Raw genomic sequence first — 23,363 nt, forward strand, 5'->3', positions numbered from 1 at the left:
TACGATTTAAAAGTATAGCGATAATTAAGTCACTTTTCAAATGAAAAAGAAACAGTAGGTTTATGGATTTTCTTGAACATATTGTGCATGAATCTATCAAATTGAAAAAATTTGTTTTTTTCAGACTTTTTTGAGATTAAATATTGCCGTTGACAATAATAAAAAATAATGTAAATATTAAAGCGTAACAATTTCGATTTAGGAGATGTACACATGTATAAAAAAGGTTTAATTATATTTTTTGTAGCAGTTTTAGCATTATCACTAGCTGCTTGTGGTAAAGATGGTCATCAGCAATCATCTGATCATAAAGGAAAGTTAGATGTAAAGACGACAGTGTATCCACTTAAATCATTTGCACAGCAAATCGGTGGAAAATATGTAAATGTTGAATCGGTTTATCCTAAAGGCGTAGATCCACATACATATGATCCAAGTCAAAAGCAAATGGTAGATATTGGGAAATCTGACTTATTCTTATATACTGGTGATAACTTAGATCCCGTAGCTAAGAAAATCGCTAAAGCTATAAATGATAAAGATAAGACATTATCACTAGAATCAGCTTTAGATAAAAATAAGGATTTATTAAAAGGCGAAGAACATGAGCATGAGCACGGAGAAGGTCACGAACATGGCGAAGCACATGAAGATGAACACGAACATGAACATCATCACCATGGAAAATACGACCCACACATTTGGTTGGATCCTGTAGTAAGTCAAAAATTTGCTAAAGCAATTAAAGATGAATTGGTAGAAAAAGATAGCAAACATAAATCTTATTATGAAAAGAATTACAACCAACTCGTTAAAGAGTTAAAAGACTTAGATAAAGATATGAAACACGCTGTGAAAGGTAATGAAGATAAAACGGTTTATATTTCACATGACTCTATTGGTTATTTAGCAGAGCGTTATCATTTTGAACAAGAAGGCATTGAAAATATGAATGCTGAAGAACCAAGTCAAAAAGATTTAACAAATATTGTTAAACAAATTAAAGAGGATAAAGTGAAAAATATTTTAATAGAAGAAAATGTATCTCATAAAGTAGCAGATACGGTAAGAAAAGAGACAAATGCTAAAACAATTAAATTTTACAATATGGGATCACACACAAAACAACAAGATGATGACAACAATACTTACCAATCATTTATGAAAAAAAATATTAAAGCCATTGAAAAAGCGCTAAAAAACGAATAAATCAATCAAAATTATAGAAAAGACGACACCAAAGAAACATTGACAGAAATGATTTGTTCAGATGTGGAAGTATTTTCGATTGATTGAGTTGATTACTTATGAAGGTAAAAGGCTGTCAACTCTAGTTAGTTTTGTGAGAGTGGAATAAAGAATTCTGTATGGATTCTGTTCCACTCTTTTTTTATTAAAAAGATTCAAAGAAGTATAATTTAAAAGAGTAAAATTTATTCTTTGATTAATATTTGATATAATTGTGAACATTTAAATAAGCAAAAACCAAATATTTGAAATTATGTTAATGTAAATATAGAAACTAAAGTAATCATTTTTATTTAAAAGTAGATTTTAATTTTTATATACATATTAGCGTTGTCGGATAGGTGGAAAGGGGGAGTCAAAGGTGAAAACGCTAATGATTAAAGCAATGGGGACGGTGATACGTTTATCGATTGAGCATCAACATCCGGATACATTACTTCAAGAAGCTGAAATAAAAATTCGTGCTTGGGAATCACAATTTAGTGCTAATGATCCGAAATCAGATTTGATGAATGTGAATCAGCATGCAGGTATCGCACCAGTCAAGGTTAGTTCTGAGATGTTTAACATGATACGTTATGGTTATGAAACTACATTATCTTCTAATTTTAAGATGAACATTTTGATAGGGCCACTAGTCAAATTATGGAAAATTGGTTTTAAAGATGCATTGAAACCTAAAGAAGAGGATATACAACGTGCTTTATTGTGTATGAATCCTGAAAATCTTGTTCTAAATTCAAAAACACATGAAGTATTTCTTACACAATCAGGAATGGAGATTGATTTAGGAGCTATAGTTAAAGGCTATTTTGCTGATCAATTACAGCAATACTTTTTATCTCATGGTGTATCTTCTGCCATTATCGATTTAGGTGGTAATGTTTTAACAATTGGTAGACAACCCGAAACATTAGAAAAATGGCATGTAGGTGTACGTAATCCATTTCATAAGGATGCACTACCACTCGTTACATTAAACGTAGAGCATCAATCAGTTGTCACATCAGGTATCTACGAACGTTACTTCATACAGGAAAACCAATTATTTCATCATATATTGGATTCAACAACAGGTTATCCTGTAGATAATGATATCGCTAGCGTGACAATCATATCTGATCATGGGATTGATGGCGAGGTATGGAGTACAATTTGTAGTTTTGGTCAATCACAAAAAAATATTGAATTATTAAATATCATTGACGGTATTGAAGGCATTATTGTGACAAGAGATGGAAGCGTTTTAATGACTTCGAAAATGCAAAAGTATTTATAAAAATTTAAAGAATACTCATGAAGAGTATTTTATTTTTAAACAATAATGTGAAAATATTCACAAATAACTAGGAGGATTTGCTATGAGTAAGGAAATATTCGATACTTTTAAATTTAAAAGTGGTGCCGAATTAAAAAATAGAGTATTAATGGCGCCTATGACTATCCAATCTGGGTATTTTGATGGAAGTGTTACATCAGAAATGATTGATTATTATCAATTTAGAGCTGGTGATGCTTCAGCAATCATTGTTGAAAGTTGTTTTGTTGAAAATCACGGACGAGGATTTCCGGGAGCTATAGGTATTGATAATGATGATAAAATACCTGGACTCAAACGTTTAGCAGAAGCAATTCAAGCTAAGAGATCAAAAGCGATTTTGCAACTTTATCATGCCGGAAGAATGGCAAATCCTAAATTTAATGAAGGAGAGCAGCCGATATCTGCAAGCCCCATTGCAGCATTAAGACCCGATGCAGTACCACCTAGAGAAATGACACATGCTCAAATCAATCAGATGATTGATGACTTTGGAGAGGCTACACGTCGCGCTATAGAAGCGGGGTTTGATGGTGTCGAAATTCATGGTGCCAACACATACTTATTACAACAATTTTTCTCTCCACATTCTAATCGGAGACAAGATTCATGGGGAGGCAGTCGTGAAAAACGTACGCGATTTCCAATCGAAGTTTTAACAAAGGTTCAACATGTGGTTGCTGAAAAAGAGGCTTCTCATTTTATTATAGGATATCGATTCTCACCTGAAGAAATTGAAGAACCAGGCATACGTTTTGAAGATACTATGTTTTTACTAAATACATTAGCAGAATATGAACCTGATTACTTCCATATATCAGCAAACAGTTATCAACGTACATCTATTGTGAATCAAGAAGATACAGAACCTTTAATTAATAAGTACCTCAAAATGCAAAGTGCACAGTTGGCAAAAATCCCATTAATTGGTGTAGGTAGTATTGCCCAACGACAAGATGCGGAACATGCCCTTGAACTAGGATATGATCTTTTAAGTGTTGGGAAAGCCTATTTAGTGGAACCACAATGGACAGATAAAATTTCACAAAACGAAGAAGTAGAACAATTTGTCGATATACATGATCAGAAAGTACTTCACATACCATCCCCTTTATGGAAAGTAATGGACTTCATGATTTTAGATAAAGAAGAAGAGCATCGTAAATATGAAAGATTAAAAGCACTTCAAAATAAAAAAGTTAAATTTAACAAAGGTACGTATCATGTCTATGCAAAAGGTCATAATGGCAACCTACCTATGAAAGTTCAATTATCAGAAGATAAGATTGTAAGTATCGAGGTAGATGATAGCGGAGAATCTGAAGGTATAGCGAACCCAGTGTTTGAACGTTTACCGCAAGATATTATCAATGGGCAAACACTGAATGTAGATGTCATTTCAGGTGCGACAGTAACAAGTGAGGGCATCGTGCAAGGTATTGCAGATGCAATTGAACAAGCAGGAGAAGATCCAGATATTTTACGGGCGCGTCCTAAACCGGTCGTTCAGTGGTCTGATGAGGTCGTTGAAGAGACGACTGACGTCGTTGTGATTGGTACAGGAGGTGCTGGACTCAGTGCAGCTGCTACGGTATTAGATGAAGGAAAAGAAGTCATCATGCTTGAGAAATTTGCGGCTATAGGTGGCAATACTATCCGTACAGGTGGTCAAGTCAACGCTGCTGAACCTAAATGGCAAAATGCATTCCCGGCACTTGCTGGTGAAAAAGAGACACTCTTACAGTTATTAAATCATGATGAAAATGATATAGATGAAGCTTACATTGAAGATTTCAATACTTTAAAACGTCAAATTAAAGACTATCTTGAAAATAGCAGTAATGAAAATGAATATCTTTTTGATTCTGTCGAATTGCATCGTATTCAAACATATTTAGGTGGTAAACGTAAAGATCGTAATAATGTCGAAATTTCAGGTGATTATGATTTAGTTAAAACACTCACAGATAACGTTTTGGAATCAGTATATTGGTTGAAAGACAAAGGTGTTCATTTTGATCGTTCGTTTGTGGATATGCCTGTGGGTGCTTTATGGCGTCGTGGTCATAAACCAATGAAAGCACAAGGTTTAGAGTACATTGAAAATTTAGGAGACTACGTTAAACGTAATCATGGTCGTATTTTTACAGAAACTACTGCAGAAAAGTTAATCAAAGAAGGTAATCAAGTCGTTGGTATTGAAGCACGTAAAGCAAATGGTGCTAAAGTTAAGATTCATACACGTCATGGTGTAGTGTTGGCTACAGGTGGCTTTGGAGCGAATACAAAAATGCTACAACAATATAATACGTATTGGGATAATATTCCTGATGACATTAAGACAACGAATTCTCCTGCAATTACAGGTGATGGTATACGTTTAGGTGTGCAGGCAGGTGCTGACATCGTAGGTATGGGATTCTCTCAAATGATGCCGATTTCTGATCCGAAGACAGGTGCATTGTTTACTGGATTAATCGTAACACCTTCAAACTTTGTCTTCGTTAATAAGGAAGGACAACGTTTTGTTAACGAATTTGAAAGTAGAGATGTATTATCTAAGGCAGCATTAGAACAAAAAGACGGTATCTTCTATATTATTGCAGATGCAAATATTAAAGCACTAGCTATGAATACAACTGAGGACAAAATTAATCAAGAATTAGAAGACGGCACTTTAGTAAAAGCAGATACCTTAGAAGCATTAGCCCAAAAATTAAACATTGATACAACTACTTTTGTGAACACGATTGAAAGATATAATACCTTCGTAGAACAAGGACAAGATGAGGATTTCAATAAAAATGCATTTGATTTAAAAATTGAAAAAGCACCATTCTACGCGACACCACGTAAACCTGCAATACATCATACTATGGGTGGTTTAAAAATAAACACGCAAGCACAAGTTATAGATGTTGAAGGTCATATCATTGAAGGTTTATATGCGGCTGGTGAAGTTGCCGGTGGTATTCATGCTGGTAACCGTTTAGGCGGAAATGCACTGGCAGATATTTTTACTTTTGGTCGCATTGCCGGTCAAAGTGCTGTAACGAAATAAATGATGGAAGAGTAGGAGGCCACTTACGATGAGCGAACAGTTTAATAAAGGGAAACAACTAATTGTAGCGATTATCTTAGGGATTCTCACATACTGGTTATTTGCACAGTCTTTTTTGAATATCGCACCACATGTTCAACGTTTTTATCATGTAGATATGAGTATTGTTAATATTGCGGTCAGTCTCACATCACTCTTAACAGGTGTATTTATAGTCGTAGCAGGGGGATTATCTGATAAAATAGGTCGAGTTAAAATCACAAATGCAGGTCTAATATTAAGTATACTTGGCTCTATTGCATTGATCATCTCGCATGCACCAATTTTATTATTATTAGGGCGTGTTTTACAGGGTTTATCTGCGGCATGCTTACTTCCAGCAACTATCGCGTTAATTAATTCTTTCTTCCAAGGTGAAGAAAGACAAAAGGTACTTAGTTATTGGTCATTCGGATCCTATGGTGGAACAGGGTTAGCATCACTATTTGCTGGAATTATAGCTACATTTATTGGATGGCGATGGATTTTCGTGTTGTCAATCATCTTCTCAATTATTGCCTTAATATTGCTTAGAGGTATACCAGAATCTAAAGATGAGTCTGCATATAATAAAAAATTTGATATCGTTGGAATCATTATTTTTGTTGTCATGATGTTAAGTATTAACGTAGTGATTACGCAAGGAGATAGAATTGGATGGTTAAATCCTCTTATATTGATATTAATTGCTATATTCATTGTGACATTAATTGCATTTTATATATTTGAAAAACGTCAAGATGAACCTTTTATAGATTTAAGTTTATTTTCAAATAATGTTTATATCGGAACAACATTAGCCAACTTGATGGTGAACATGGATATTGGTTCATTAGCATTATTTAATATTTATGTTCAAGACGATAAGCATCTAACAGCTGCACAAGCTGGTTTAATTACGATTCCATATATGCTGTGTAGTTTGTTAATGATTCGTGTTGGTGAACGTTTTATGCAAAAAAGGGGACCGCAATTGCCATTGATGTTAGGTCCGATATCAATTACTGCTGGTATTATACTTTTAGCATTCACTTCTTTGCCTAATATGATTTATTATATTGTGGCATGTATTGGCTTTATCTTTATAGGTCTAGGATTAGGATTTTTTGCTACTCCCGCGCTATCTACTGCTGTATCTAATGTTCCAGCTGAAAAAGCAGGTACTGCATCAGGAATTATAAAAATGACTTCTACACTAGGTGCAGCATTTGGAATCGCTGTTGTGACAACAATATATACGGCATTATCTGTAAATCACCCGGCATATTTAGCAGCTACTATCGCATTTATCGTGGGTGCAGGTTTAGTATTTATCGCATTTATTGCGGCGTATTGTTTAATTCCTAAAAAGAATGTAGATATTTAAAAGGTATATTGTTGGAGTTAAAAGCAGTGTTAGTAATTTGAAGTTGCATTTAATAATGAATAAAAACAACAACTTTTCGACAAATATATTAACAACATTTGACATTTCCCAATCTTATTACTACGACCATGTTTAAAGGGTAGATGATAAATAAGGAGGAAGATAGATATGAGTAAAACAGCAATTATAACAGGTTCAGCAGGTGGATTAGGTAAAGGTATTGCAGAACGTCTTGCTAACGATGGGTTTAATGTAGTACTACAAGATATTAATGAAGCACTTCTATTAGAAACTGAGAAAGAATTCAAAGAAAAAGGTTATCAAGCTGTCGCATTCAAGAGTGATGTATCTAAAAAGAAAGAACAGGAAGAATTAGTTCAGTTTGCAGTTACAGAATTTGGTCAATTAGATGTTATGGTAAATAACGCAGGTGTTGATGCTGTGACGCCAATTTTAGAAATTGATGAAGATGAATTATCTAAGTTATTTAATATTAACGTATTTGGTACATTGTTTGGAATTCAAGCAGCTGCTAACCAATTTATTAAACAAAAAAGTAAAGGTAAAATCATCAACGCATGTAGTATTGCAGGACATGAATCTTATGAAGTACTCGGCACTTACTCAGCAACAAAACACTCAGTACGTTCCTTTACTCAAACAGCTGCTAAAGAATTAGCAGACAAAGGCATTACCGTAAACGCTTATTGCCCAGGAGTTGCCAAAACTGAAATGTGGGATCGTATTGATGAAGAAATGGTGAAACTTGATGATAGTCTAGAAATAGGAGACGCATTTGAAGCATTTTCTTCAGAAATCAAACTTGGAAGATATCAAGAGCCATCAGATGTTGCGAACTTAGTATCATTCTTAGCTTCAAATGATTCTGATTATATTACAGGTCAATCCATTTTAACTGATGGTGGATTAGTGTATAGATAAGTTAGACATGGTAAATAAATGTGTATAAAATTTATTAAGGCTTGCCTTTTCAATCGAGAAATATACGACGAAAGGGCAAGCCTTTTTGATGTTAAATATTGATGAAATGATAGAGTAAAAGTACAACTTAAGATTTCGTATTATCAGCTAAGGCATTTGCATATTTTTTAAAAGACCAACCTTTATTTTCTAAAATATCAGGATAAAAAGGATTTTGACCTATAACTTTAATATCATCTGCTAGTGCTTCAACTTCGTCTAAATGATGTGTCGTCATGATGATTAAACATTGATCGGTCATTTGTTGTAATAAGTTGTGAATATCATATCTTGATTCTAGATCGATGCCTTCTGTTGGCTCATCTAGAATAAGTATTTTAGGCCGACTAAGTAGACCTATCATAATATTGACTTTACGTTTATTTCCACCAGAAAGGTTAGATACTTTCACTTTTGTATCAGTAAAGTTTAATTGTGATAAATAAGAATGAAGTGTTTCATCTGAAATAGGATTTTCACAAAGTGACTTGAAAAACTCAATGTTTTCCATGACAGTCATATGCTCGAATAATGCGATGTCTTGAGGGACATAGCCTACAATATGACGTATTCGACGTCTTGATATATATTGATTGAAGTATTGAATACGTCCTTCATCTGCATTCTCAATACCTGCAATTAAACGCAATAATGTAGATTTTCCAGCACCATTTTCACCTAATAAAATAGTAATTTTATGAGGTTGAAATTGCATATCTAGGGAATCGAAAATATGCTTCTTTTTATAGCTTTTTGAAACATTTTGAATATCTATCATTGAATATAACTCCTTTACAATTGAATCCATAAATATATGATACCTATCGCTACTGTATAAATAATAGCCATAAATATACGATGACTAAGGACATTAATTTTAAAAAGTAATAAAGCAATACCTGCCTCATAAAATAAAACTATAATTAGTGTTTTTAAGTAGAAAAGAATGCTTAATGGTTGATGCATAAAAAGACTGATCATCAATAGCATGAGCATCAGTATGACCACATGTACACTGATATAAGTCAAGTATAGTTTAAGTTGACTATAAGGTACCAAATATAATCTTCCGAGAGGTGCGTTCTGTTTAAGACGTTGATGTAATAGGATTTGGATAACACTTACAAAGATGACGACAACAAATACAATGCCAATTGAAATGGATTGATGAGCATGTTTATTGATAGCTACACTTTTTATTTTAGATTGAGGTGTATGAGAATAATAAGATTGTTTCACTTTATCTAAGGATTGTGGTTGTTTCATATCATCAAGATGTTCATGAATAATATTAGGGATTTGTTGTTCGTATAATGATCGACTGATTATTTCCATAGCAATATGTCCTATAAAATCATCTCTGCTATATAATGGAAGAGTCTTATTTAAATCATTAGCTTTAAGGTGTTTAGAGAAATCCTTAGGTATTTCAAGGCTTGCAATGACTTCTTTCTTTTTTACCAAATCATCGATATAAAAATCATCATGAGATAAATGTTTTACTGTTACATACTGATTTTGCTCTATATCTTTAATTAATTTTTTCGAAGCGGAACTATGGTCCATATCTTGAATGGCGATAGGTATTTTAAAATTTTGCTGAGCCAATTTTTGTCCTAACCATAGAGTTCCTAAAGCGATTAGTATCGTGCTAATAAGAAACACATATTGTAACCATTGTTTCTTAATGACGAGTTGAATGTATGGTTTCATCGGCGATACCTCCATACTAAAACAATGATGAATAGTATCAATAGTGTAATAAAACTTAAATAAAATGCTGGATGTGTGTCTAAAATATAGTTATTGAGTGTTATTTCTAACATTTGATTAGTAACCAAACTAAATGGTTGTGTAATGATTACATCATTAAGCATGTGTTTAAAGAAGATAGTAGGGATAATTATCCCAGAAAAAATAACGATAACAAAGCTAAGTAATAATTTGAGTAGAAAGTTTACCCATGAACGAGTAATTAAGTCTATAAGTAATAAGCATAAGACGAGTAACGTAACGTAATAAGTGAGTTGTAAAGCTACCGTTGGCCAATTGTATTTTTCAAATGGGGCATTGAGAGCATGAGTAATCCAGATAAAGCCAATAAATGCCCATATGAGTGAATAAAACCATGCAATGATACCTCGAACTATCGTGAGCTTTTCAAAGGAAAAATGAAACATTTGCAAGCGTTCTTTGAGTGCAGTTTCTTGATTCATTTTTAGTACTGTATAAAGTGATAAACACAATATAAAGATAGACAAAAGAAATCCAGTGACTACATAATAACTACTGGTGTCATAAATATGTATGGGTTCAAAATTAAATGAACCTGAACGATTTAAACCGGTAAATAACATATCAATCAATGTCATTGCTACGTCTTCATTTGAAGGATCTTTAGCTAATTGGTTAAAGCTTAGCACACCGCCCATTGATAACATTAAACGGTCATAAACTGAGCGTGTTAATTGATTAACCACGACACTGTTACTTGATTGTTCATCATATGTATAAACAGTTATAGGAAGGCTACCATCTTTATAAAAAGTATCGGTCATACCACGGTCGAAGACAAAGTATCCTTGTAATTGATTCTGTTTAAGCAGATGTTGCGCTTGATTCTCATTATAAGTTTTGAGAGCAGCATTTTTGCCAAGATTGTTGCCTTTACCCACAGTGTTTAAAATTAGTTTTGTTTCTTTAGAATGATCTTTATCAACGATACCAATATTAAATTTTGAATCATTTTGATTAATGTGCTGGATAGTTGTTAAAGTTACGATGAGCGTCAATAATATCAATATTAAATATAAAAATAGATACCACTTTTTAAGTAAAAATGAGTGGTATATATGAAACAATTTGAAAGATTTCAAGTGACCACTCCTAGCGAATTCAAGATAAAAGGGGTGAGACTATCATTCGTAAAGTTTCAATTGAATGTGAGTCCCACCCCGTGAGATTAACCAGTATATGACCTACCTTTTATAGGTGGTGAAAGTCATTGTCGTTCAATCGCTTAGCATTCTATGAATTAATCATCTAGCTTTTTAAAGACTGATTTGACAATGTCTTTTTGTTTATCCTTAATTTCATCTGATAATTTATCTTTATCTTTCTTAGATAATGAATTAAAGTCCGTTGCATTATCGGTATTAAAATCAATGCGCTCTTTAAGTTTTGAATTAGCATTGATAACAATATTAATAGGCTCTTCGTCTAGTTTAAATCCAATATTTAATGTTTGTTTTTGAAGATTATTTTTAGCGTCTGTTTCTAAATTGTCTTCATAATTTACTTTATAATGATCGATAGCATTATCGATAGTAATAGTTCCAGTATCTTTACGTTTTGAATCTTTTACGCTCTCTTTATTATTTAAATGAACATTTAGACGTTCATAGTCTACGTCACCACTATATTTATAGTCATCTTTATAATGCTTTCCGTCTTTCTTAGAAGATCCTTTAATGTTATGTGTGTTTCCATCACTAGTTACTTTATAATCGACTTCGATATTGTCATCTATCACATTCGTGCCTTTGATAGTCGTTTTTTCACCGTCGCTATCAGTAACTGTGATGTTACGTTTTAGTATTTGATGCTTTTGTTGGTAGATAGTTGATTTAATTTTTGGAAATTCTTTAGTTTGTTTATCTTGAGCATCTTCAAGTTGCTCTTCGATTTCTTTTTTATACTCTTTTTCATTAATGCTTGATAAACGTTGTAATTCTTTATCGTTTTTAGCTTTTTTTAATGCTGCGACAGTGATTTTTTTAGCTTTATCACGACTTATATTTAAAGTGATAGGTTTTAAATTTTTTGTTTCACCGTCAATTTTAACTTTTTCTTTTTTACCTTTTTCAAAGTCATCATCTTCTAATTGATCGATGACTAAATCTGTATATCGCTTAAACAGTTTTTCAACATCTTCTTGTTGAGAATGAACAATACCCAATTTATTATTCAGGTCAAAGTTTGCATTTGAAAGTCCCTCATCTTTATAGTCAGAAGGATCTTCATCAAAGATTTGAGCAGCTGTTTCTAATAGTTCTGAGTTTTTGACGCTGTACTTTTTCTTGAATAAGGGTGATTCGAAGAATTGCGTTGAATCATTTGCTGTCCATTGGAACTTACCAATATCTTTATCTAATATTTTAGGTGATACGCTCATGATTCCTTTATTTGATTTTGGATCATGACCGATAGTTCCAGTTATTTTAGAACTATCTAAAATAGTTTTAGGTAAACCAAGATCTTTTAGATATTCCTTAGATGCATTAGCATGTAAATCATACGTATTAACATAAGAATTATCTTTTAATTTTTTTTGGAATTTCTTTTCGTTACTAAAACGATGATCAACATAAGATTTCACATTTTTAGCGGTCTTTTTTTCGCTCAGTAAATATGCGTTTTTAGGTGTATTTGTTACAAAGGCATATACACCCCAAGCAATCCCCAAAAGAATGATTAATCCAAGTACGATAGGCACTATAATTTTAATTTTTTTAGACATTAAATATCCTCCCAAAATGTGTCTATATCTCCATATCTATGTTTTTAATTTTCTTTAATTTTAAATTCTTTAGTACCCACTTTTCCGTTATAGCTATGATTTGGGTCTTTAGCTTCAAGTGTTACTGGTGTTTTAGTGTCTTTCAATTTAAAGAACATAACACCTTTTACTTTTCCATCTTTGTTAATTTTGTTACCCATATTTTCTTCATATTTTTCCTTTAAATCAGTATCATGTCCACCGCCAATTTCTAAACTTCTCTTAACATCTTTAGAATTTTGATAAATATCAAATGATTCGATAAATGCTGAAGATGCTGTTAGGTCTTTGTCTTTTTTATTTTTAACACCATAGATGATAGCGATACTTGGTTTTTTGTCATCATCGTACTTAGATGCTTTGACAGTTTTGGCTTCTAAAATTTCAATATCAAAATTGTCTGTTGTTAATTTATCATTTTTGAATTTCGCTGTTGTTTTATCTTCATTGTCATTTTTGTCTACAGAAACGCTATCTGTAGAATTAGATGAAGAATCATTTTTAGATTCGTCATTTTTGTCACCACATGCCCCTAAAACGAGTGTTGACGCAAATAATAGTGCTAATACTTTTTTCATTATTAATATCCTCCCGTAAATAAAAAATAAAATAAATATGTAAACGTAAAATATCCTAATAATAATAATTTCAATATATTAATATAATGGATATTTTCGCTATTAAGTATATCATTTGTATTGCTTAATAGTAATACTTTTATTTAAATATTCTATGAAATCTATAGCATTACCAACAAAGAAGATAATTAAAATATTGTTATTATTTATATATTTGTTTTTATAATTTTGTGTCATTTAATTTAGTTAAACTTTTCTGTTTATATTCTCTAATAAAAACACTTCAGATGATAATTGAATTTAAATTCATTTAAAGCGTATCAACCAAGTTTTTAAATATAGACATTTGTACTTTTTATCGTAGATATTTATAAGAATATTCATTTCACTTTATTCTATTAATTGAAAATAATTATCATTTATATTGACAACTGTATGTGCCTCGTTTAATATAATTCTCAAATCGTAACAATTACGATTTGTTTTATGCAATTGTTTTAAGTTATTGATTTTAATGAGATTAATCATTTTTATTAACAATTTAATTTGAAAATTTACAATAAAAAGGAGTGTTTTATGCAACGTCAAGTGGTCGAATTTTCAAAATATAATCCATCTGGGAATATGACAATTCTTTTCATTCAAAGCATCAACCGAGCGAATACGCCGCGATTGCACATCAGTTGATGGCGACAACACATGTGTGTTGTGAACAAGTAGGGTTTATTGAATCAGTAAACTATGAAAATGGGGATAACTATCACTTGGTAATGAGTGGAAATGAATTTTGTGGTAATGCGACTATGTCTTACATTCACTATTTAAAAGAACGTTTATTAATACAGCATCAACAATTTCAATTAAGAGTTTCGGGATGTTCTCATCCTGTAGAGTGCAAAGTTCATTCGCAACATTATGAAGTGACTATGCCAAAAGTACATCAAGTTAAGGAAAGATTTGTGAAATTAGGGGACCAACAGTTTAAAGCATTTGAAATTAGCTACGATACATACATTCATTACGTGTTGATGTGTGATGGTGTAGATTTAGCAATGAAACAGCGCGTGGAAGATTTTGTCAGTGCGCAAACATGGCATCAACAATTTAAAACGATTGGCGTCATGCTTTTTCAACAAGATAAACAATTCATATATCCACTGATACATATACCTAAAATAGGGAGCTTAATCTGGGAAAATAGCTGTGGTTCAGGAGCGGCTTCTATCGGTGTGTTGGTTAATTATCTAACAGATCATGATATTCAAGATTACCTAGTTAATCAACCCGGAGGCAGTATTATTGTCTCATCCAGAAAGTCTGAACAAAATGAATACCAAACAACGATTAAGGGTCAAGTTTCAACTGTCGCAACAGGACAAGCATATATAGAACAGGAGACAATGACGCAAATATGAATGATCATACAAAAATAGAGAACCAATTACAATATTATTTAGAACAATTTACGTACTTACATCAACTCGTTTTGGAAGATAGTCAGCACATTGTTGATTTAGAAAATTTGATTGATGAATACAGTCAATGGATACTTCAACCTTTGGCAGAGCATCACTATTTAACATGGAACGATTTAGAAACAAAAATGAGCTTAACCAAGAAGCTTCAAGAGGTATCAGCAAAATGTGTGAAACAGGTAGAAGTTATTCGCGCACAACGTTTGTTGAATGGTAGGGCGACCACGTCAGGTTATTTCGAAAATATAGAGCATTGTATTAATGCAGAATTCGGAAGATGGCAAATTGGAAAAAATGACAAATTATTACTGATTGGTTCAGGAGCATATCCTATGACATTGATTCAAGTTGCTAAAGAAACTGGCGCTGCGGTTATTGGTATAGATATAGATTCGGAAGCAGTTGATTTAGGGCAACGTGTCGTCAATGTACTAGCGCCAAATGAAGATATCATTATTAGTAATCAAACAGTTGATCAATTAGAAGACATCCAATCTGTGACACATATTATATTCAGTTCGACGATACCTATCAAATATGACATTTTGAATGAACTTTACACATTGACGAATGATGAAGTTGTTGTAGTTATGCGATACGGTGATGATATAAAAGCATTGTTTAATTATCCATCTCAAGCAACTGACGAAACACAGTGGCGATGTGAAGAACTACAAACACGACCGAAGCAGATTTTTGATATTGCACTTTATCGTAAAGTGGCATCAAAAGTTGGTGTTGAACATGTCTAAAATATTAATGGTTGGTAGTGGACCGGTCGCTATTCAACTTGCTCGACTATGTTATTTACATGGAGAACATATAGTTGATATGGTGAGTCGCGTTCATGCATCAACCAAATCTAAGAGAGTCTTTGATGCGTATCAACGTGATGGCTTTTTTTCAGTAATGACTCAAAATGATGCACATCAGTGTTTTTCAGGTAAGTTTACGGTTAGACATTTTTTTAAAGATGTTAAAGATATTACGGAATATTATGACGTGGTGATTTTAGCATGTACTGCCGATGCGTATCGACCGATATTACAGCAATTATCTAAGTCTACACTAAAGCGTATTAAACAAATCATTTTGGTCTCACCAACATTAGGATCACATATGCTTGTTAAACAATTACTATCAGATGTTCATTGTGAAGGTGAAGTGATTTCATTTTCCACTTATCTAGGCGATACCCGAGTCTTTGATAAAGCGCAACCACATTGTGTCCTAACCACACGAGTTAAATCAAAATTATTCGTAGGTTCGACTCAATCTCAGTCTATGACGTTGTGTAAGCTTAAGTCTTTATTTGACTATTTGAATATAGAATTAACAACGATGGACACACCACTACATGCGGAGATACATAATAGTTCACTTTATGTACACCCACCATTGTTTATGAATCAATTTTCATTAAAGGCGGTATTTGAAGGGACGAAATTACCAGTATATGTATATAAGCTATTTCCAGAGGGGCCAATCACAATGACCTTAATACACGAAATGCGATTAATGTGGCAAGAAATGATGATGATATTAAAACAATTAAAGGTACCTTCGGTCAATCTTCTAAAGTTTATGGTGAAAGAAAACTACCCTATACGTTATGAGACCATGCGTGAAGTAGATATTGAAAACTTTGAAAATTTACCAGCTATTCATCAAGAGTATCTACTTTATGTGCGATATACAGCAATTTTAATCGATCCGTTTTCTAATCCGGACGATCAAGGTGCATATTTTGATTTTTCTGCCGTACCATACAAACATGTTGATACTGATGAACAAGGAGTCATACATATACCACGCATGCCGAGTGAAGATTATTATCGTACTTTGATAATTCAAGCGATTGGAAGAGCATTAAACGTTGCAACACCGATGATTGACACATTGTTATTACGTTATGAAAATACTGTTAAACAATACTGTGACACACATTTACATCAACAACTATCAAGGCAATTCGAATTACATCATTTTAAACAGGATTTAGCGTTAGTGACGAACTACTTAACTTTTTATAAATAAAAAACGTAATGATATAAGTTTACATATTTTCGAAAAGAAAGAGGAAAGCAATGAATAAACTCACAAAACTAAGTACAGTCATTTTTGTATCTGGAATTATTTTAGCCGGTTGTGGAAGTAACAAAGAACTAACAGAGAAAAAAGAGAATAAAGTATTATCATATACAACTGTCAAAGATATTGGAGATATGAATCCCCATGTTTATGGAGGTTCAATGTCAGCAGAAAGTATGATTTATGAGCCGTTAGTTCGCAATACCAAGGATGGTATTAAGCCATTATTAGCAAAAAAATGGGACATTTCACCTGATGGTAAGACATATACGTTTCATTTAAGGGATGATGTATCTTTTCATGATGGTACGAAATTTGATGCAGATGCAGTGAAGAAAAACATCGATGCAGTACAACAAAATAAGAAACTACATTCATGGTTAAGACTTTCAACACTGATTGATGATGTCAAAGTTAAGGATAAGTATACGATACAACTACATTTGAAGGAAGCTTATCAACCTGCGTTAGCAGAACTAGCTATGCCACGACCATACGTTTTTGTATCGCCTAAAGATTTTAAACACGGCACAACCAAAGATGGTGTGAAATCATTTGACGGTACAGGACCATTTAAAATGGGTGAACACAAAAAAGATATATCTGCAGAATTTAATAAAAATAATCAATATTGGGGAGAAAAGGCAAAATTAAATAAAGTAGAAGCAAAAGTTAAACCTGCAGGAGAAACAGCATTTTTATCAATGAAAAAAGGAGAAACCAACTTTGCTTATACAGATGATAGAGGTACAGACAGCTTAGATAAAGATAGTTTAAAACAATTAAAAGAAACCGGAAGCTACCAAGTAAAACGTAGTCAAGCTATGAATACAAAAATGCTTGTTGTTAATTCTGGTAAGAAAGATAGTGCAGTCAGTGATAAAGCCGTCAGACAAGCATTAGGTCACATGGTAAATAGAGATAAAATAGCTCAAGATATTTTAGACAAACAAGAAAAACCAGCCACACAATTATTTGCTAAAAATGTGACAGATATAAACTTTAATTTACCAACAAGAACATATGATAAGAAAAAAGCACAAGCGTTATTAGACAAGGCTGGATGGGTGCTTTCAAAAGATCGACAAGTTCGTCAAAAAGAGGGCAAAGATTTGAATCTTAAATTGTATTATGACAAAGGGTCTTCCAGTCAAAAAGAACAAGCTGAATTCTTAGAAGCAGAATTTAAGAAGTTAGGTGTACAACTAGATATAAACGGAGAAACGTCAGATAAAGTAGCTGAACGTCGTAGTTCTGGTGATTACGATTTAATGTTTAATCAAACATGGGGGCTATTATATGATCCTCAGAGTACATTAGCAGCATTTAAGACGAAAACGGGATATGAAAGTGCAACATTAGGTATTAAGAATAAGACACAACTGTACAAAGATATTGATGATGCTTTCAAAATTCAAGATGCAAAGGCACGTTCAAAAGCGTATCAGCAAATTTTAAAACAAGTAGACGATGAAGGTGTCTTTATTCCAATTACTCACGGCAGAATGACTGTTGTTGCACCTAAAGATTTACAAAAATTATCCTTTACACAATCACAATATGAGCTTCCATTTAATGAAATGCAATATAAATAAAGGAGCGTCGTCATGGTTAAATTTATTATGAAACGTCTTACGCTCATGATTCCATTATTAATTGTAGTGACTTTTATGACTTTCATGATGACCTATCTCACGAACGAAGATCCAGCCGTAACAATTTTACATGCCCAAGGAACACCTAATATAACAGAAGATTTAATAGCTGAAACTAAAGAAAAATATGGATTAAATCAACCGATATTCACGCAATATAAAAATTGGCTTGTTGATGCCTTGCAGTTTAAATTTGGAACGAGTTATATCACAGGGGATCCAGTATCTGAGCGTATGGGTCCAGCGTTTATGAATACATTAAAACTCACTTTGATTTCCAGTGTGGTGGTGATGATAACATCTGTTGTTCTAGGCATAGTGAGTGCTTTGACTAGTGGTCGATTTACAGATCGTGCTATACGTTCAATAGCTTTTCTACTAACAGCTCTGCCTTCATATTGGGTAGCTTCAATATTAGTTATTTATGTATCTGTAAAACTCAATTTATTACCAACCTCAGGACTCACAGGTCCAGAAAGTTATATTCTTCCAGTCTTTGTTATTACGATTACCTATGCAGGAATTTATTTTAGAAATGTCCGACGATCTATGCTTGAACAATTAAATGAAGATTATGTTTTGTATTTAAAAGCTAGTGGTGTACCTCGTCTGACAATGTTGCTGCATGTATTACGTAATGCATTACAGGTAGCCGTATCTATTTTTTGTATGTCGATACCAATGATCATGGGAGGTTTAGTCGTTATTGAAAATGTATTTGCGTGGCCAGGTTTAGGACCATTAAGTGTTAAAGCGATTACTGAACATGATTTTCCAGTAATTCAAGCATACGTGCTCATTGTCGCGGTGTTGTTTATTCTTTTTAATACACTTGCAGATATCATTAATGCAATATTAAATCCGCGTTTAAGGGAGGCAATGAAATGATTGTGTTACGTCGTCTATTTCAAGATAGAGGTGCCATAGTTGCTATAGCTATTATTACAATCTACGTAGTGCTTGGAGTTTTAGCTCCTTTAATTACATTTTATGAACCGAATCACATTGATACAGCAAATAAATTTGCTGGTATAAGTTGGTCTCACTGGTTGGGGACAGATCATTTAGGCCGGGACGTATTAACACGGATAATATACGCCATAAGACCTAGTTTGTTATATGTATTTGTCGCATTGATTATTTCCGTTGTGATAGGAGCGATACTTGGGTTTATTTCAGGTTATTTCCCAGGTTATATCGATGCAATAATTATGCGTATATGCGATGTGATGTTAGCTTTTCCAAGCTATGTGGTGACATTGGCATTGATTACGTTGTTTGGCATGGGTGTAGAAAATATTATTATTGCGTTTATATTGACTCGATGGGCGTGGTTTTGTCGCGTGATTCGAACCAGTGTAATGCAATATATTGAAGCTGATCATGTAAAATTTGCCAAAGTAATTGGTATGAATGATTTAACAATCATTCGCAAACATATTTTGCCACTAACCTTTACTGACATAGCGATTATTGCTAGTAGTTCGATGTGCTCAATGATATTACAAATGTCAGGATTCTCGTTCCTTGGATTAGGTGTTAAGGCACCTACAGCCGAATGGGGGATGATGCTTAATGAAGCACGAAAAGTAATGTTCACACATCCTGGAATGATGATGACAACAGGTGTGGCTATCGTCATAATTGTAATGGCGTTTAACTTTTTATCAGATGCTTTACAAATGGCGATTGATCCTCGTATGTCCTCTAAAGAGAAACGACTGGCATTGAAGAAAGGTGTGAAAGCACATGACATTGCTTAAAGTAGCGCATTTAAGAATTAAGGACACATGGTCAGATGAGACACTCGTTGATAACGTGAATTTCACAGTTCAATGTGGTGAAACATTAGGTATTATTGGAGAAAGTGGAAGCGGAAAATCGATTACTTGTAAAGCATTAATAGGTTTAAATGCTCAACGTTTATCTGTAAGCGGAGATATCTTTTTTAAACATCAAAATTTAAATACAATAACTGAAAAGCAACTACGCAAAATTCGTGGTAAAGATATTGCTATGATTATGCAACAAGGAACACGAGCATTTGATCCTTCAACTAAAGTGGGGAAGCAAATGATTGAAACTTTGCGTGCACATACGACATTATCAAAGCAACAAATAAAACAAGAACTCATTCATTATATGACGTATATGAAGTTGAAAGATCCCCGTTCGTTATTAAAAGCATATCCCTACATGTTGTCAGGTGGGATGCTTCAACGTATGATGATTGCACTAGCATTGGCATTGAAACCTAAATTGATTATTGCTGATGAGCCGACCACAGCATTAGATACCATTACACAATATGAAGTTATCAATTCTTTTAAAGATATAAAACAACATTTTGATTGCGCCATGATTTTTATATCTCATGACCTCACAGTGATTAATAAAATTGCAGATCGTGTTGTAGTTATGAAAGAAGGTCGCGTGATAGAAGAAGGTCGAACAAATATGGTATTACAACAACCTCGTCATCACTATACAGCTTATTTATTATCTACTAAAAAGACAATTCATGATTATTTTCAGTTAGTGCTGAGGGGTGATTTCAATGCTTAAGGTTCAAAATGTTATTAAATTTTATGGAAAAAAATCAATATTTCGTGATAAACGTATTCCTGTAGTTAAAGGCGTGTCATTTGATTGCCCCACTGGTGCATCAATAGCAATTATTGGAGAAAGTGGAAGTGGAAAGTCTACGTTGAGTCGTATGATTTTAGGACTAGAAAAACCAGATCAAGGACAAGTGACGTTGGACGGTCAGCCTGTTCATTTTAAAAAAGTGAGACGTCATCGAATTGCTGCGGTTTTTCAAGACTATACTTCTTCTTTGCATCCTTTTCATACTGTCAAAGATATTTTGTTTGAAGTAATGAATCAGTGTCGATGTACTTCGAAGGAGAATATGGAAGAGTATGTAACAGCGTTACTACGTGAAGTAGGGTTAAAATCTGATTGTTTGTATTGTTATCCACATATGCTTTCAGGTGGAGAAGCACAGCGTGTAGCTATTGCACGTGCGATATGTATGCAACCAGATTATATATTATTTGATGAGGCGATTAGTTCATTAGATATGTCTATGCAAACACAAATATTAGATTTATTGAAAAGGTTACGTCACTCACATCAGCTGAGTTATATTTTTATTACTCATGATATACAAGCTGCCACGTATATATGTGATGACTTGCTTATTTTTAAAAATGGCTGTATCGAAGCTAGGACATCTATAAATGAATTGCATAGGCAACAAAATGGTTATACAAGAGAACTGATTGATAAACAACTATCAATCTAAGGAGTGACAATATGAAAGGTGCCATGTCTTGGCCATTTTTAAGATTATATATTTTAACATTGATGTTTTTTAGTGCGAATGCCATACTCAATGTTTTCATACCTCTAAGAGGACATGACTTGGAGGCGACGAATACCGTAATTGGAATTGTAATGGGAGCTTACATGCTAACGGCAATGCTATTTCGCCCTTGGGCTGGTCAAATTATTGCACGTGTAGGACCGATTAAAGTATTGCGTATTATATTATTGATTAATGCTATGGCACTGGTATTATATGGGTTTACAGGACTTGAAGGTTATTTGGTTGCACGTATCATGCAAGGTGTATGTACGGCATTCTTCTCAATGTCTTTACAATTGGGTATTATAGATGCTTTACCTGAAAAATATCGTTCAGAAGGTGTATCTCTCTATTCATTGTTTTCAACAATTCCCAATTTATTAGGACCATTAATTGCAGTTGGGATTTGGCACGTGGAAAATATGACCATATTTGCTATTGTTATGATTTTTATTGCAGTAACAACAACCTTATTTGGTTATAGAACTACTTTTGCAAATACACAAAAAGAGGTAGCACCAAAAGAAGAAGTCTTACCTTTTAATGCAATGACTGTATATGTTCAATTTTTTAAAAATAAAGCACTCTTCTGCAGTGGTATGATTATGATTTTGTCATCTATCGTGTTTGGTGCGATGAGTACTTTTATACCATTATATACAGTTAGGGAAGGTTTCGCGAATGCAGGTATTTTCCTTACAATTCAAGCCATTACAGTAGTGATAGCTAGATTTTATTTACGTAAGTATGTACCATCTGATGGTTTATGGCATCACCGGTTTATGATGATTGTCTTAACGTTACTGATGATTGCTTCAATCATTGTAGCTTTTGGACCACAAATATTGAGTATATTTGTATATATAAGTGCAATCTTTATTGGAATAACACAAGCGCTCGTTTATCCTACATTGACAACGTATTTAAGTTTTGTCTTACCAAAGATAGGACGTAATATGTTATTAGGATTGTTTATAGCATGTGCAGATTTAGGGATTTCACTAGGAGGTGTGCTAATGGGGCCAATATCAGATACGGTAGGATTTAAATGGATGTATATTTTATGCGCTTTATTGGTTACTATTGCAATGATACTAAGTAAAATTAGACAAGGACAAAGTGTTTCTAAAGCTTCATAGCAGAACTACATAAAAATAACGAAAAATTTTAAGGGAGCCTCCAGTTTGTCTGAGGTTACACTCCCGTACATGTAAAAATAATCGATTTATTTACTTTGTTAAAACGAAAGAAATGAAATTGTATCAAAATTTTATTGCATTAGAATATTCACGCTTTTTGATTACAATAGAAGAAATTTTTACATTCATATCTTTTTAATTCTAGTTTTATGGATTTTTAAAAAGAAAGAAGCTAAATCAATAATAATAAAGAGGTAAATTAAGAGTGTGAAAAATGAGGTAGAGTAGAATTTATTTTGAGTACAATCCCCATATAGCTTATGAGCTCTAAGTTGAACTGTCTATAAAATTTATGTGTTAGGACACTCAAACGCACATCTGTAATATCTATGATATGTTTTTCAATTTAGCCTTATTAGTAACAGAGATAAAAAGACTAAGCCAGTTTCTAATTTAATGATAGATAAACAAAACCTGAGACAAC

The 23,363-nt window shown here is 33.1% G+C and carries 18 protein-coding genes and 1 pseudogene; 14 read left to right on the plus strand and 5 right to left on the minus strand.

The window, feature by feature from the left end; genetic code table 11:
• Positions 1 to 213: 213 nt before the first annotated feature.
• From HMPREF3241_RS02800 to HMPREF3241_RS02820, 5 genes are all read left to right on the plus strand, one after another.
• Positions 214 to 1,209, plus strand: coding sequence for a metal ABC transporter solute-binding protein, Zn/Mn family (locus HMPREF3241_RS02800; protein ID WP_002446838.1), 996 nt, complete (start codon positions 214 to 216; stop codon positions 1,207 to 1,209).
• Positions 1,210 to 1,621: 412 nt separating this feature from the next.
• Positions 1,622 to 2,527: an FAD:protein FMN transferase gene (locus HMPREF3241_RS02805; protein WP_002491285.1), complete on the plus strand. Its 906-nt coding sequence runs from the start codon at positions 1,622 to 1,624 to the stop codon at positions 2,525 to 2,527.
• 82 nt (positions 2,528 to 2,609) lie between these two features.
• Positions 2,610 to 5,627 carry an NADH-dependent flavin oxidoreductase gene (locus HMPREF3241_RS02810; RefSeq protein WP_002446840.1) on the plus strand — a complete coding sequence of 1,006 codons (3,018 nt, stop codon included), beginning with the start codon at positions 2,610 to 2,612 and terminating at the stop codon, positions 5,625 to 5,627.
• A 28-nt stretch (positions 5,628 to 5,655) separates the two neighbouring features.
• Positions 5,656 to 7,032 carry an MFS transporter gene (locus tag HMPREF3241_RS02815; protein ID WP_002446841.1) on the plus strand — a complete coding sequence of 459 codons (1,377 nt, stop codon included), beginning with the start codon at positions 5,656 to 5,658 and terminating at the stop codon, positions 7,030 to 7,032.
• Between the two features lie 168 nt (positions 7,033 to 7,200).
• Positions 7,201 to 7,974 (plus strand): acetoin reductase, encoded by a 774-nt coding sequence (locus HMPREF3241_RS02820; RefSeq protein ID WP_002446842.1) that lies wholly within the window; start codon positions 7,201 to 7,203, stop codon positions 7,972 to 7,974.
• A 127-nt stretch (positions 7,975 to 8,101) separates the two neighbouring features.
• On the opposite strand, the gene HMPREF3241_RS02825 is transcribed toward HMPREF3241_RS02820, so the two are convergent.
• The 5 genes from HMPREF3241_RS02825 to HMPREF3241_RS02845 all read right to left on the minus strand — a co-directional run bounded on the left by HMPREF3241_RS02825 (position 8,102) and on the right by HMPREF3241_RS02845 (position 13,149).
• Entirely contained in the window at positions 8,102 to 8,791 is a 690-nt protein-coding gene (locus HMPREF3241_RS02825; protein WP_002487502.1) for an ABC transporter ATP-binding protein, read from the minus strand.
• Between the two features lie 14 nt (positions 8,792 to 8,805).
• Entirely contained in the window at positions 8,806 to 9,726 is a 921-nt protein-coding gene (locus HMPREF3241_RS12675; RefSeq protein ID WP_002446844.1) for an ABC transporter permease, read from the minus strand.
• Positions 9,723 to 10,889: an ABC transporter permease gene (locus HMPREF3241_RS02835; RefSeq protein WP_002446845.1), complete on the minus strand. Its 1,167-nt coding sequence runs from the start codon at positions 10,887 to 10,889 to the stop codon at positions 9,723 to 9,725. Before HMPREF3241_RS02835 ends, HMPREF3241_RS12675 begins: the two co-directional genes overlap by 4 nt.
• 158 nt (positions 10,890 to 11,047) lie before the next feature.
• Positions 11,048 to 12,532 carry a DUF6583 family protein gene (locus HMPREF3241_RS02840; protein ID WP_002446846.1) on the minus strand — a complete coding sequence of 495 codons (1,485 nt, stop codon included), beginning with the start codon at positions 12,530 to 12,532 and terminating at the stop codon, positions 11,048 to 11,050.
• Positions 12,533 to 12,576: 44 nt separating this feature from the next.
• Positions 12,577 to 13,149: a DUF5067 domain-containing protein gene (locus HMPREF3241_RS02845; RefSeq protein WP_002446847.1), complete on the minus strand. Its 573-nt coding sequence runs from the start codon at positions 13,147 to 13,149 to the stop codon at positions 12,577 to 12,579.
• 576 nt (positions 13,150 to 13,725) lie between these two features.
• Here HMPREF3241_RS02845 and cntK point away from each other — a divergent pair.
• The 9 genes and pseudogenes from cntK to HMPREF3241_RS02890 all read left to right on the plus strand — a co-directional run bounded on the left by cntK (position 13,726) and on the right by HMPREF3241_RS02890 (position 22,879).
• A pseudogene (cntK, locus tag HMPREF3241_RS02850) lies at positions 13,726 to 14,564 on the plus strand (histidine racemase CntK).
• Positions 14,561 to 15,376, plus strand: coding sequence for a staphylopine biosynthesis enzyme CntL (cntL, locus tag HMPREF3241_RS02855; protein WP_002446851.1), 816 nt, complete (start codon positions 14,561 to 14,563; stop codon positions 15,374 to 15,376). The pseudogene cntK and the gene cntL overlap by 4 nt, the downstream one beginning before the upstream one ends.
• Entirely contained in the window at positions 15,369 to 16,661 is a 1,293-nt protein-coding gene (cntM, locus tag HMPREF3241_RS02860; protein ID WP_002446852.1) for a staphylopine biosynthesis dehydrogenase, read from the plus strand. The genes cntL and cntM overlap by 8 nt, the downstream gene beginning before the upstream one ends.
• Positions 16,662 to 16,711: 50 nt before the next feature.
• Positions 16,712 to 18,310: a staphylopine-dependent metal ABC transporter substrate-binding lipoprotein CntA gene (gene cntA, locus HMPREF3241_RS02865; RefSeq protein WP_002446853.1), complete on the plus strand. Its 1,599-nt coding sequence runs from the start codon at positions 16,712 to 16,714 to the stop codon at positions 18,308 to 18,310.
• Positions 18,311 to 18,322: 12 nt separating this feature from the next.
• On the plus strand, positions 18,323 to 19,258 hold the full coding sequence (gene opp1B, locus HMPREF3241_RS02870; protein ID WP_002446854.1) for a nickel/cobalt ABC transporter permease: 936 nt from the start codon (positions 18,323 to 18,325) through the stop codon (positions 19,256 to 19,258).
• Positions 19,255 to 20,133, plus strand: a complete 879-nt coding sequence (gene opp1C, locus HMPREF3241_RS02875; RefSeq protein ID WP_002446855.1) for a staphylopine uptake ABC transporter permease subunit CntC — start codon at positions 19,255 to 19,257, stop codon at positions 20,131 to 20,133. Before opp1B ends, opp1C begins: the two co-directional genes overlap by 4 nt.
• Positions 20,120 to 20,935, plus strand: a complete 816-nt coding sequence (locus tag HMPREF3241_RS02880; protein WP_070592621.1) for a staphylopine uptake ABC transporter ATP-binding protein CntD — start codon at positions 20,120 to 20,122, stop codon at positions 20,933 to 20,935. The genes opp1C and HMPREF3241_RS02880 overlap by 14 nt, the downstream gene beginning before the upstream one ends.
• Positions 20,928 to 21,677 (plus strand): ABC transporter ATP-binding protein, encoded by a 750-nt coding sequence (locus tag HMPREF3241_RS02885; RefSeq protein WP_002446857.1) that lies wholly within the window; start codon positions 20,928 to 20,930, stop codon positions 21,675 to 21,677. The genes HMPREF3241_RS02880 and HMPREF3241_RS02885 overlap by 8 nt, the downstream gene beginning before the upstream one ends.
• A gap of 11 nt (positions 21,678 to 21,688) precedes the next feature.
• Positions 21,689 to 22,879, plus strand: coding sequence for a staphylopine family metallophore export MFS transporter CntE (locus tag HMPREF3241_RS02890; protein WP_002446858.1), 1,191 nt, complete (start codon positions 21,689 to 21,691; stop codon positions 22,877 to 22,879).
• The last annotated feature ends 484 nt before the right edge of the window (positions 22,880 to 23,363 follow it).

The organism is Staphylococcus sp. HMSC34G04, assembly GCF_001838765.1.
Lineage (GTDB): Bacteria > Bacillota > Bacilli > Staphylococcales > Staphylococcaceae > Staphylococcus > Staphylococcus epidermidis.

Coding starts and splice junctions, on each gene's coding strand:
- cntL (WP_002446851.1), top strand. CDS start 14,561: ATGAATGATCATACAAAAATAGAGAACCAATTACAATATTATTTAGAA.
- HMPREF3241_RS02885 (WP_002446857.1), top strand. CDS start 20,928: ATGCTTAAGGTTCAAAATGTTATTAAATTTTATGGAAAAAAATCAATA.
- HMPREF3241_RS02800 (WP_002446838.1), top strand. CDS start 214: ATGTATAAAAAAGGTTTAATTATATTTTTTGTAGCAGTTTTAGCATTA.
- HMPREF3241_RS12675 (WP_002446844.1), bottom strand. CDS start 9,726: ATGAAACCATACATTCAACTCGTCATTAAGAAACAATGGTTACAATAT.
- HMPREF3241_RS02840 (WP_002446846.1), bottom strand. CDS start 12,532: ATGTCTAAAAAAATTAAAATTATAGTGCCTATCGTACTTGGATTAATC.
- HMPREF3241_RS02880 (WP_070592621.1), top strand. CDS start 20,120: ATGACATTGCTTAAAGTAGCGCATTTAAGAATTAAGGACACATGGTCA.
- HMPREF3241_RS02820 (WP_002446842.1), top strand. CDS start 7,201: ATGAGTAAAACAGCAATTATAACAGGTTCAGCAGGTGGATTAGGTAAA.
- HMPREF3241_RS02805 (WP_002491285.1), top strand. CDS start 1,622: ATGATTAAAGCAATGGGGACGGTGATACGTTTATCGATTGAGCATCAA.
- cntM (WP_002446852.1), top strand. CDS start 15,369: ATGTCTAAAATATTAATGGTTGGTAGTGGACCGGTCGCTATTCAACTT.
- HMPREF3241_RS02825 (WP_002487502.1), bottom strand. CDS start 8,791: ATGATAGATATTCAAAATGTTTCAAAAAGCTATAAAAAGAAGCATATT.
- opp1C (WP_002446855.1), top strand. CDS start 19,255: ATGATTGTGTTACGTCGTCTATTTCAAGATAGAGGTGCCATAGTTGCT.
- HMPREF3241_RS02810 (WP_002446840.1), top strand. CDS start 2,610: ATGAGTAAGGAAATATTCGATACTTTTAAATTTAAAAGTGGTGCCGAA.
- opp1B (WP_002446854.1), top strand. CDS start 18,323: ATGGTTAAATTTATTATGAAACGTCTTACGCTCATGATTCCATTATTA.
- HMPREF3241_RS02815 (WP_002446841.1), top strand. CDS start 5,656: ATGAGCGAACAGTTTAATAAAGGGAAACAACTAATTGTAGCGATTATC.
- HMPREF3241_RS02890 (WP_002446858.1), top strand. CDS start 21,689: ATGAAAGGTGCCATGTCTTGGCCATTTTTAAGATTATATATTTTAACA.
- cntA (WP_002446853.1), top strand. CDS start 16,712: ATGAATAAACTCACAAAACTAAGTACAGTCATTTTTGTATCTGGAATT.
- HMPREF3241_RS02845 (WP_002446847.1), bottom strand. CDS start 13,149: ATGAAAAAAGTATTAGCACTATTATTTGCGTCAACACTCGTTTTAGGG.